Annotated in this window: 10 protein-coding genes, 1 other RNA gene and 1 pseudogene; 8 read left to right on the top strand and 4 right to left on the bottom strand. The window is 45.1% G+C overall.

The window, feature by feature from the left end; translation table 11 throughout:
• Positions 1-4: 4 nt before the first annotated feature.
• The 4 genes and pseudogenes from rplI to radA form a co-directional block, all read left to right on the top strand.
• Positions 5-448 (top strand): annotated as a pseudogene (gene rplI / locus ACN0V2_RS10260) (50S ribosomal protein L9); the annotation flags it as partial.
• Positions 449-655: 207 nt separating this feature from the next.
• A complete protein-coding gene (dnaB, locus tag ACN0V2_RS10265; RefSeq protein WP_417550720.1) occupies positions 656-2,071 on the top strand; it encodes a replicative DNA helicase in 1,416 nt (471 codons plus the stop codon).
• A complete protein-coding gene (alr, locus tag ACN0V2_RS10270) occupies positions 2,068-3,156 on the top strand; it encodes an alanine racemase (RefSeq protein ID WP_417550721.1) in 1,089 nt (362 codons plus the stop codon). Before dnaB ends, alr begins: the two co-directional genes overlap by 4 nt.
• Positions 3,149-4,537, top strand: coding sequence for a DNA repair protein RadA (radA, locus tag ACN0V2_RS10275; RefSeq protein WP_417550722.1), 1,389 nt, complete (start codon positions 3,149-3,151; stop codon positions 4,535-4,537). Before alr ends, radA begins: the two co-directional genes overlap by 8 nt.
• A gap of 7 nt (positions 4,538-4,544) precedes the next feature.
• On the opposite strand, the gene ACN0V2_RS10280 is transcribed toward radA, so the two are convergent.
• Positions 4,545-4,922, bottom strand: a complete 378-nt coding sequence (locus ACN0V2_RS10280; RefSeq protein ID WP_417550723.1) for a PilZ domain-containing protein — start codon at positions 4,920-4,922, stop codon at positions 4,545-4,547.
• Positions 4,923-4,978: 56 nt separating this feature from the next.
• Between ACN0V2_RS10280 and hemJ the strand changes: the two genes are divergently transcribed.
• Positions 4,979-5,410 carry a protoporphyrinogen oxidase HemJ gene (gene hemJ / locus ACN0V2_RS10285; protein ID WP_417550724.1) on the top strand — a complete coding sequence of 144 codons (432 nt, stop codon included), beginning with the start codon at positions 4,979-4,981 and terminating at the stop codon, positions 5,408-5,410.
• A 39-nt stretch (positions 5,411-5,449) separates the two neighbouring features.
• Here hemJ and ACN0V2_RS10290 read toward each other — a convergent pair whose 3' ends face one another.
• From ACN0V2_RS10290 to ACN0V2_RS10300, 3 genes are all read right to left on the bottom strand, one after another.
• The gene (locus ACN0V2_RS10290) at positions 5,450-5,983 is read right to left on the bottom strand and encodes a BON domain-containing protein (RefSeq protein WP_417550725.1); all 534 of its coding nucleotides are present in this window, start codon (positions 5,981-5,983) and stop codon (positions 5,450-5,452) included.
• An 83-nt stretch (positions 5,984-6,066) separates the two neighbouring features.
• Positions 6,067-6,423 carry a YraN family protein gene (locus tag ACN0V2_RS10295; protein WP_417550726.1) on the bottom strand — a complete coding sequence of 119 codons (357 nt, stop codon included), beginning with the start codon at positions 6,421-6,423 and terminating at the stop codon, positions 6,067-6,069.
• Between the two features lie 5 nt (positions 6,424-6,428).
• Positions 6,429-8,216, bottom strand: coding sequence for a penicillin-binding protein activator (locus ACN0V2_RS10300; protein WP_417550728.1), 1,788 nt, complete (start codon positions 8,214-8,216; stop codon positions 6,429-6,431).
• A 164-nt stretch (positions 8,217-8,380) separates the two neighbouring features.
• Between ACN0V2_RS10300 and rsmI the strand changes: the two genes are divergently transcribed.
• From rsmI to mraZ, 3 genes are all read left to right on the top strand, one after another.
• Complete coding sequence (gene rsmI / locus ACN0V2_RS10305; protein WP_417550729.1) at positions 8,381-9,226, top strand: 16S rRNA (cytidine(1402)-2'-O)-methyltransferase; 846 nt, start codon at positions 8,381-8,383, stop codon at positions 9,224-9,226.
• A gap of 24 nt (positions 9,227-9,250) precedes the next feature.
• Positions 9,251-9,617, top strand: an RNA gene (gene rnpB / locus ACN0V2_RS10310) — RNase P RNA component class A.
• 549 nt (positions 9,618-10,166) lie between these two features.
• Positions 10,167-10,619: a division/cell wall cluster transcriptional repressor MraZ gene (mraZ, locus tag ACN0V2_RS10315; protein WP_069295733.1), complete on the top strand. Its 453-nt coding sequence runs from the start codon at positions 10,167-10,169 to the stop codon at positions 10,617-10,619.
• Positions 10,620-10,628 lie beyond the last annotated feature (9 nt).

The following is a 10,628-nucleotide window of genomic DNA, read 5'->3' on the forward strand; positions in this document are numbered from 1 at the left end:
AACGATGCAAGTAATTTTGCTGGAAAAAGTTCAAAAGCTTGGCAATTTGGGTGACGAAGTTAGTGTAAAAGCTGGCTATGGTCGTAACTATCTGGTTCCTGCTGGTAAGGCTTTGCCTGCTAACAAGAACAACAGAGTTAAATTTGAAGAACGTCGTGCTGATTTAGAAGCGGCGGCGGCCAAATTACTTACTGCTGCTCAAGAACGTGAGAAAAAACTGATTGCGGCTGGTGATGTAGACATCATGGCTAATGCCGGTGTGGAAGGTAAATTGTTCGGTTCAGTTACTGCTGCAGATATCGCTGATGCGGTTAATGCTAAAGGTGCTGATGTAGACCGCAATGAAGTCCGTTTACCAACGGGTCCTTTACGTCACACAGGCGAATACAACATTGATGTGCAATTGCATGCAGATGTTGTCTTTAGTCTGAAAGTAAACATCACTTCAGAAGCTGAACTTGCCGCTATTGCAGCTGCAGAAGAAGCACGTAAAGCGCGTGAAGCTTCACGTGAAGAAGCTGAAGCGATCGCAAAAGCACAAGAACAACAGTAAGAAGATTGATCAGCAGGGGCACAGAAAATTCTGTGCCTCTGCTATTTTTGTGATTCAGTTATATTGAATCAAATGCTTGTTTAACCAGCTTGGACAATTGCTGTGGAACAGATAACTTATCCAGAAAGCTATCAAGACAGCGCGACTCAGGCCCTGAAGGTACCACCACATTCAGTTGAAGCTGAACAATCTGTCTTAGGCGGATTGATGCTTGATAATAGTGCGTGGGAACAGGTTTCTGATCTATTGGTTGAGCTGGATTTCTACCGCCACGACCATCAGCTTATTTTCCGCGGCATCGCGGAATTAATGGAACAAGCCAATCCGGTAGACGTTATCACGCTGGCCGAATGGCATAATCAACGTGGTGAACTCGATAAGGTTGGTGAACTAGCCTATCTCGGCGCCCTTGCGCGCAACACTCCCAGTGCAGCCAATATCAAAGCCTATGCAGCGATCGTCCGCGAGCGTTCAATTCTGCGTCAGCTAATTCAGATTGGTAATAACATTGCTAGTATGGCTTTTACGCCGGAAGGTCGAAATAGTGAAGAAATGCTCGACACCGCTGAGCGACGTGTTTTTGAAATCGCTGAAAAAGGTGCAAAACGTGGTGGCGGCTTTATTCAGGTCAAAGATGTCTTGAGTAAAGTGGTCGATAAAATCGATACACTATTTGAGCAGGATAGTGGTATTACCGGCCTACCAACTGGTTTTATTGATTTTGATGATCAAACTTCCGGCTTACAACCTGCAGATTTAGTGATTATTGCTGGCCGACCGTCGATGGGTAAAACTACCTTTGCAATGAACATTGCCGAAAATGCGGCTATCCATAGCAAACAGCCGGTTGCGGTATTCAGTATGGAGATGCCTGCCGACTCATTAGCGATGCGGATGTTGTCCTCATTAGGTCGTATAGATCAGCATCGATTACGTACCGGCCGACTGAATGATGATGATTGGCCCAGACTGACTTCGGCCATTGCTTTATTAAACGAAGCACCCTTATTTATTGATGATACTGGCGGCTTAACCCCATCAGAACTAAGAGCACGTGCAAGAAGGTTAAAACGTGAACATGGTTTGAGCCTGATCATTATCGATTATCTACAATTGATGAGCGGCAGTTCCAATGGACGTCAGGCTGAAAATCGCACCAATGAAATTTCCGAGATTTCACGTTCGTTAAAAGCTCTTGCCAAAGAATTGAATGTACCCGTTATCGCCTTATCTCAGTTGAATCGTTCACTTGAACAACGTCCGAATAAGCGGCCGGTAATGTCGGATCTACGTGAGTCTGGAGCGATTGAGCAGGACGCGGATATCATTGTTTTTATCTATCGTGATGAAGTTTATAACGAAGATTCTGCTGAAAAAGGCAAAGCTGAAATCATTATCAGTAAACAACGTAATGGTCCCATTGGCACTGTCGCGTTAACCTTTCAGGGCAAATACACCCGTTTTGAAAACTTTGCCCCTGCTTATTACCAACAAGATTACGGTGATAATGAATCGTGAGTCGTTATCCGTTTGCCCGAATCGATCTGGCAGCCCTCCAACATAATCTGCAGCAGGTTCGCCATTACGCTCCGAACAGTAAAGTAATGTCGGTGATTAAAGCCGATGCCTATGGCCATGGCGTCATTGAAATCGCCAAAGCATTACAGCAAACCGATGCTTTTGCGGTAGCCAGATTAAAAGAAGCGTTAATCCTAAGACAACATGGTTTTAAGCAGCCGATCACGATTTTTGAAGGTGTCAGTTCTATCGAAGAATGGCAGTTGGCAGCTGAGTATGACTTAACACCGGTTTTACACCAGCAACAACATCTCGACTTTTTGCTGAAAGCAAAACTCATTAAACCCATACCGTTTATCTGGCTGATGCTGGAAACCGGTATGCATAGGTTGGGGCTGGCGGAGCAACATATCCGACAGATCTGGGACCAACTTACGGCACGTAAAGATCTGGTCGACGAGGTTGGTTTGATGAGCCATTTTGCTAACTCTGATTTACTTAATGATGAGAGAAACCAACAACAGATAATGGTTATGCAAAACCTTGCAGAAACTTCTGGATTGCCTGTTTGTATGGCGAACTCAGCAGCGATAATCAGTTTGCCTCAATCACATTATCAATGGGTAAGACCCGGGCTGATGCTATACGGCGCTTCACCATTTGCCGATAAAACAGGCACTCAACTGGGATTAAAGCCGGTGATGCAATTGGTCTCCAAACTGATTGCTACCCAACAGTTAAAAGCTGGAGATGAAGTGGGTTACGGTGGCCAATGGACGGCAGACCAATCAATGCGTATGGGTGTGGTCAGTATTGGTTATGGTGACGGCTATAGCCGACATTTATCCAATACTGGCAAAGTCATTATTCGTGGCAAAGAAGTTCCGGTTATCGGTCGCGTCTCCATGGACACAATATGTGTCAATCTGGATACTTGTCCACAAGCACAATTAGATGACGAGGTGGTGATTTGGGGCACCGATGCCTTAGCGGTTGAATGGTTAGCCGAAAAAGCAGGAACCATCCCCTACGAATTATTATGCTGTGTGACACCGCGAGTGAACAGGGAGTATCTACATGGCTAAAGCAAAACGGGTTTATGTATGCCGTGAATGTGGTGCTCAAACACCGCAATGGGCTGGTCGTTGTACAGACTGCGGTGCCTGGAACAGTCTTGAAGAATCGGTGCAAAGCAGTGTTAAACCCTCTGCCACAATGAATAAACACACTGGTTATGCTGGCCAACAACAAAATACAGTTCAAGCATTAAAAACGATTACTTCCGAACAAGCAGTTCGCTGGTCAACCGGATTGCCGGAATTGGATCGCGTGCTGGGTGGAGGACTGGTTACTGGTTCAGTAGTGTTGATAGGCGGTGATCCCGGTATTGGTAAGTCGACTTTACTGTTGCAAGCCATGGCGAGTATGGCGGAATTAAGTGGTATTAATCCGCTATATATCAGTGGTGAAGAATCCCTGCAGCAAATTCGTCTGCGCGCTGAGCGTCTGCAATTACAAGAAACGCCAGTGGATCTACTGGCAGAAACTCATGCAGAACAAATGATGGCGATTGCCCAACAACGTCAACCGCAAGTGATGGTCGTTGATTCGATTCAAACGGTGTTTACTGAGTTACTGCAATCTGCGCCAGGAACGGTAGCACAAGTCCGGGAAAGTGCGGCGCAATTAGTCAGATTTGCCAAATCCAGCGGCATTACCATGATTCTGGTCGGCCATGTCACCAAACAAGGTGCATTGGCAGGACCACGTGTTTTGGAACATATGGTGGATACGGTGTTGTATTTTGAAGGCGACAGCTCGACTCGCTTCCGTATTTTACGTGCAGTCAAAAACCGCTTTGGCGCAGTGAATGAGCTGGGTGTATTCGCTATGACTGAACTAGGGTTAAAAGAAGTTAGTAATCCATCAGCCATCTTTTTATCGCGTGGAGAACAGGCCGTTCCTGGCAGTATTATTACGGTGATTCGTGAAGGTAGTCGCCCAATGTTGGTGGAAGTGCAAGCTCTGGTCGATGAAAGCCCTTTAGGCAATCCGCGACGTGTCTCGGTTGGTCTGGAACAAAATCGTTTGGCGATGTTATTGGCTATTTTGCATAGACATGGTGGTATTACTTGTCATGATCAGGATGTCTTTATCAATGTAGTGGGCGGCGTCAAATTAAGTGAAACCGGTGCCGATCTTGCGGTGCTGACAGCTGTTATTTCAAGCTTACGTAATAAAGCGATTCCACAGGATTGGGTAGTGTTTGGTGAAGTCGGATTAACCGGTGAGATTCGGCCAGTTCAAGCGGGAGAAGAACGGATTCGGGATGCAGGTAAACATGGCTTTAAAGTGGCATTAGTACCTGCTGCCAATGCACCACGGAAACCTATTTCAGGGTTGAAAGTGATTGCAGTACATCATTTGCAACAGGCAATTGATGCGCTTAAAGAGGGCTGGCTATAAGCCTAATTTATTGGCCTGGCATAGTTAATAAGGCTGATAATTCGCGATGTAACAAAGCTTCGTCAGCGAGATTCAATTCCACCAATCTTTTGAGGTGGGTTATGCTGTCTAGGTCGATTAATTTACAGTGAAAGCCAATACTGTCTGTGTCCAGGTGTGCCATTTCCGCTTGCATTTTAATCACCACCTGCGCGTCGTCGAGCAACAAATCAACAGTAAAATTATCAGTAAGCTTGCCTACCCAGTTTTCGGGGCGAGCAATGAGTAATCCGTTGAGTGACACATCAATTACCCGACAATTAAGATACATGTCACCATCAGTCGTTAAAATATGCGCATTGGCCGTAAAAGGGATTCGGCTAAAATATCTTCGTTCATCGGACATCGTTGATCTCCAGTTTAATATGGACTGATACTATCATTGTTTCTAATAAGGAGTCATTGCAGATGTTATGGATAAAAGCGTTCCATTTGATGGCGATTGTGACATGGTTTGCCGCTTTGTTTTATTTACCAAGATTATTTGTTTATCACGCGATGTGTGAAGACCAAGCTGGCAACGAACGGTTTAAAGTTATGGAGCGTAAACTGTATCGTGGCATTATGACCCCCAGTGCAATTATTGCCCTGATATTGGGGGTATGGCTAATGAGTTATTACACGCTGGATCAATTGAAAACGATGTATTGGTTACATGCCAAATTGACTCTGGTGCTATTGCTGTTTGCCTATCATGGTATGTGTGGACGAATGCTTAAACAGTTTTCTGCAGATAAAAATCAACGTAGTCATAAGTTTTATCGGTGGTTTAACGAGATGCCAGTGTTGATATTAATAGCGGTGATAATTCTGGCGGTGGTGAAACCGTTTTAAAAAAAGCCCCTCTGAGAGGGGCTTTTGTACAACAGCTAATCAATCGATATATTCGAATATTTTTACGACTCGTAAAACCCCTTTCACAGACCGTGTTGCGGCGACAGCCTGATCTGCCTCAGCCTTCTTAACTTTACCCATCAAGTAGACCGTTCCTCTTTCTGTAACAACTTTCACATAAAAGGGATCGACATTTTCATCCTGGGTAATCTTGGTTTTAACCTTAGTGGTGATCCAGCTATCACTGCTTCTTGAAGTTAATGCGCTGGGGCCTGAAATCGCCAGTTCGTTATAGACCTTACGTACTTTTGGTATATCTTTAACTAGCTTTGTCGCTTTTTGTTTTAGTGCTTCGTTGGGTGTTTCACCTGATAACAGCACAAAGCCGTTATAACTGGTTACATTGATATTGCTTTGGTTATATACATCTTTACTTTGGAAAATAGCATATTTGGCTTTCACTTCAATGCTTTGATCATCTAATATCGCGCCAGCGGTACGGCGATCATAAGCGACTGCTGCAGTGGTTGCAGCGCCACCGACCACCACGGCTGCACAGGCTTGCAGCAACATTATTGGTATCAGTAGTAAGAAAACCAGTCTAATTTGGTACATGGATTTGTTCCTCGTTGAATAATTGCTGATGAATTTGTTCTTTAGTTTAGTTGAAATGCATCCTGAATCCATAAAATGTGATCGGATGAATCTGCTGTCACGGCGATTGCATCAAATCGACAATTATGTGGCCATCCAGATTGCATTAAATAATGCTGAGCTGTGGTGATAATACGTGATTGTTTGGTGCTTGTAATACTTTCCAGCGCACTGCCATGGTATGCATTGCGTCGAAACCGAACTTCAATAAATACTAACGTCGTGCCATCTTGCATGATCAAATCAATTTCACCGCGACGACAGTGAAAGTTACGTTGGATTAGCTTTAACCCTCTTTTTTTTAGGTAATCACAAGCTAATTGCTCCGCCTGCTTACCAGACTGGAGATGTTCGGCCATCTGTTTTATTCACTAAGAAGCGGTTCAATCAGGCCATTGCGTATTGTAGCAATTGGCATTGAACGTTCAATCTGACCTTGCTCATTAATCGTCAGTGTGCCGGTGGCACCTTTATACTCCTCGGTTTCAGAGCTTGTCATCACTGGTAAGAAAGGAATCATTCGATAGGCATCAACGCCTAACGCCGCTAAACGCATAAACGTACCAATATCGCCAGAGGCTTGTCGACGCACAGCAGTATAAGCGGGATCTTGCTCTGATTGCTCGCTAAACATCCAAGGTATATCGGTAAAAATCAACCCATTCAAGTCGATATCTTGTTGAGCATTGGCTTCACCACCATAGGCGTGTGAAGTAGCCAGAATGGGTAATTGTCCTGAACGATGGAAACGTAGTTGCGTTAACAGTTGACGAGCTTTCAAAGGCCTACCAACCATAAACAGAAAATCCACATCCTGGCGACGTCTCGGTTCAAATTCAAGTGATTTCCCTAGCGCACGCTGGAGGTTTTGATAACGTTGAATACTGCTATCCACTCCAAGAATAGGTGTCAGGATATGTGAATAGTCATTTTCTGCTTCATCATATTTTGCCCGAGTAACCAGTTGACCACCCGAAGCTTGCCATTCATCGGCAAAAGCATCCACCACTCGATCACCCCAATCACTGCGTGGGCTCAAGACAATTGCTCGTTTATATCCCAGTTTGTTGGCATACTCTGCTTGGGTGCGGGCATCATCCTCAGGTGCAAGAGCAAATTGGAAGAAGTTTACTTGCTCAATATCGTGGCTAATTCGGTTAAGCGCTAACACCGGAATGGTTAAACCTTCGTGTTCAGCCAATATTTCTACTGAAAGCTTGTCCAGAGGGCCAATGATAATATTCGCGCCATCAGCCACGGCCTTATCGTACTGCGAGATAACATTATTGGAAGCAGCTGTGCTACCGGCTTGAACATCATAAAACTGCAGCCGAACATTGGAACGGGCATTGAAATGTGCAGCAATGATTCCCTGGCGGATTGCCTGGCCCGCATTTGCTGCTGGTCCTGAATCAGGCAATAAAATCCCAATCAGGTCGAGTTGTTCTGGAAGGCGAACCGGTGTTTTAACCGATTTTTTTAATTGCTCAACATTGGCAGGATGGTTGGGATAACTGTATTCCCAGTCTTCGATCGCCACTTCCATCGCTTCAGGATTATTTTCATAAGCTTTAACTGCATAAGCCAATGCAAACCAGCCACTATCTTCGGCTGGCGGCTGACCGGGATTGTATAAATCCAATGCCTGCGGTGTCATTTTCATCAACGTTTGCCACAGTGCTAAATGATTATTTTCACGATCACTTTCCGATAACATTTCATCAAGTTTGATATGAGCTAAAGCTTTCTCTAGCCAGTTTTCTGTCAGATCGTAAGCGGTAATTTGCAATTCCAAAATACGACTTTGTTGGGCAGTATTGGCTGAAGCAAAATCAATCTTGTCTAAATGTAGTAATGCACTTTGACCATCCAAATTTAATACAGCGATATCTGCGCGTAGCAAATTGGCTGTTATTTGTTCTTGTGAAGTAAGTTGTTCAAGGTTGGTTTCAGCAAGTAACGCATCTGCCTCAGTCAGTTCACCTAATTCATAGTGCATCATGGCGGCGCGATATTGAAATGCTGATTTTAATGCACCTTCAGATTCTGCTGCTTTAGCAAGATACTGTTCAGCGGCCACCGCATAATCGCCCTGTTGTTCTGCCTCAGATATCAAGGTTGTCATATCGGGACCAGAGGGTTTTGTATCCATCGATATCGGCTGACAGGCAGACAAAGTCAGTAGGGCCAACAGTATAAGCAGGGCAGAAAATCGTTGCGTCATAAGCTACATCAAATTTAGTTCGGAGAAGGCATCATCTTACCTGTTCGCGTATATTACGACCAGAATCAATATTTCTTTTCAGGATACATGCCGTGAACGACGCTACAGCCGCCCTCTATATTGTCGCGACCCCTATCGGAAATTTGGCAGATATTTCTGCCCGCGCTATTGAAGTCCTATCTTCAGTAGATTTGATTGCCGCTGAAGACACCAGACATAGTAAATATTTGTTGAAGCACCATGGTATTGAAACTTCTACCATTTCATTACACGAACATAATGAACAACAACGCAGTGAATTATTGTTATCGCGTATCGCTGCAGGTGAATCAATTGCTTTGATTTCGGATGCCGGCACACCATTGATAAGTGATCCGGGGTTTCGTTTAGTCAATATGGCGCGTGAACAAGGTATCAAAGTGGTTCCCATACCAGGCGCCTGTGCGGTTATTACGGCACTGTCAGCATCTGGATTATCCGCCGAACGTTTTGCCTTTGAAGGTTTTTTACCACCTAAATCTACCGCACGCCGGCAAGTGCTAGAAAAACTAGCGAATGAGCCGCGTACGTTAATTTTCTATGAAAGCCCCAAGCGAATGGTGGCCAGTTTGCAAGATATGCTGGCTGTTTTTGGGGCAGAGCGTAAAGCTTGTCTGGCTCGTGAACTGACAAAAATGTTTGAAACCATTGTTACTCTGCCGTTAGCTGAGTTGGTAGAGGTTGTTATCGCTGATCCAAATCATCAAAAAGGTGAGATCGTTTTACTAATTGAAGGTCAATCAACGGTGGTGGACAGTGATGAAGCAGAGCAAGCCCGAGTACTGAAGATCTTGTTAGAGGAAGTACCTTTGAAGCAGGCCGCGAGTATTACGGCTTCTATTCTTGGCATCAAGAAAAATAAAGCCTACGACATGGCGTTGAAACTTCAGCAAAAATAAAGCTGCTCCGGTAAAATAGCGGGTTGAGATGGCCAGACAATCGCGCTTGATGTCCGTAAGGATTCAGAGTGAGGAAAGTCCGGGCTCCATAGGGTAAGGTGCCAGGTAACACCTGGGGGACGCAAGTCCACGGCCAGTGCAACAGAGAGTAAACCGCCTGAATGTATTTTCAGGTAAGGGTGAAAGGGTGCGGTAAGAGCGCACCGCGCTTCTGGTAACAGAAGTGGCATGGTAAACCCCACCAGGAGCAAGACCAAATAGAGGAACAAATGCTTCGGCATGACATGCGGCCCGCATGGTTCCCGGGTAGGTTGCTTGAGGCTGATGGTGACATCAGTCCCAGATGAATGATTGTCCACGACAGAACCCGGCTTATCGGCCATCTCAAACTTTTTTCTTGATTAGGACTTGTTGATCTTTCATATCCACCACTGCTGGCGGCTATTTTTGTGTCCGCCAAGGCGGAAAGCACGCCGTGTAGTCCTCCTACATAAGTGATTGACAACGCAGTCGGCCGTAAAAATAGTCCCAGCCCTACGGGTTGTGACTGAAAAAGCGCCACTCTGCGTTACTCGTCACTTATTTAGAACAACTAAAAGGCGCTCCTCGTGCCTTGATTGACGCTTTTTCAGCTCACAACAGAGGCGGAGATGAAAGAGCAACAAGCCCTAGCCCCTCTAAAATTTTTTTCAGCCGGTTCAAATCCAGCCATTATTCTAGAATCTACTTTAACTTCCGATGCCAGTTTTTTGATAAGAAATGAGTCCTCATTTTTGCCTTGATCCACATTCCCCCCACTTTTATAAAAATGCGCTAAGTCCTTGTCGTAAAAAGGGGATTTTCTTAATTTTGATGCTTGACTTCGTTCTGTAGCACTCCTATAGTGTCGGAAAGTGGGGAAAAGTGGATCTTTGTGGATCCTTCAATTTGAGGACTAACAGTGTTTCGAGGCGTAGCAACTTTCAATCTGGATGCAAAAGGACGGATGGCCATCCCAGCCAAGTTCCGTAAGCATCTTGATGTCTGTTGTGAGGGCCGATTAGTGATCACTATCGACCACTCAGATCACTGTTTACAGGTTTACCCCCTGCCAGAATGGGAAGCTGTTGAGCAGAAATTATCTGCGCTACCAAGTTTGAATCCTCAAGTTCGTCGTTTGAAACGTATGTTGCTGGGCTATGCCACCGAATGTGAGATGGATAGCAATGGCCGCATTCTGTTGCCGGCCAAGCTTCGTGAGTTCGCAGGTTTAGATAAAAATATCGTCATGATTGGGCAAGGAAATAAGTTTGAGCTGTGGGATGAACAAAGCTGGAATACATTGATGGACGCATGTCTTCAAGAAGACTTTGACGCAATAATGCCCGCCGAACTCGAAACGCTGTCGATATAGGGCGGAGCC

The sequence above is a fragment of the Methylophaga sp. genome (genome assembly GCF_048266885.1).
Taxonomy (GTDB): Bacteria; Pseudomonadota; Gammaproteobacteria; order Nitrosococcales; family Methylophagaceae; genus Methylophaga.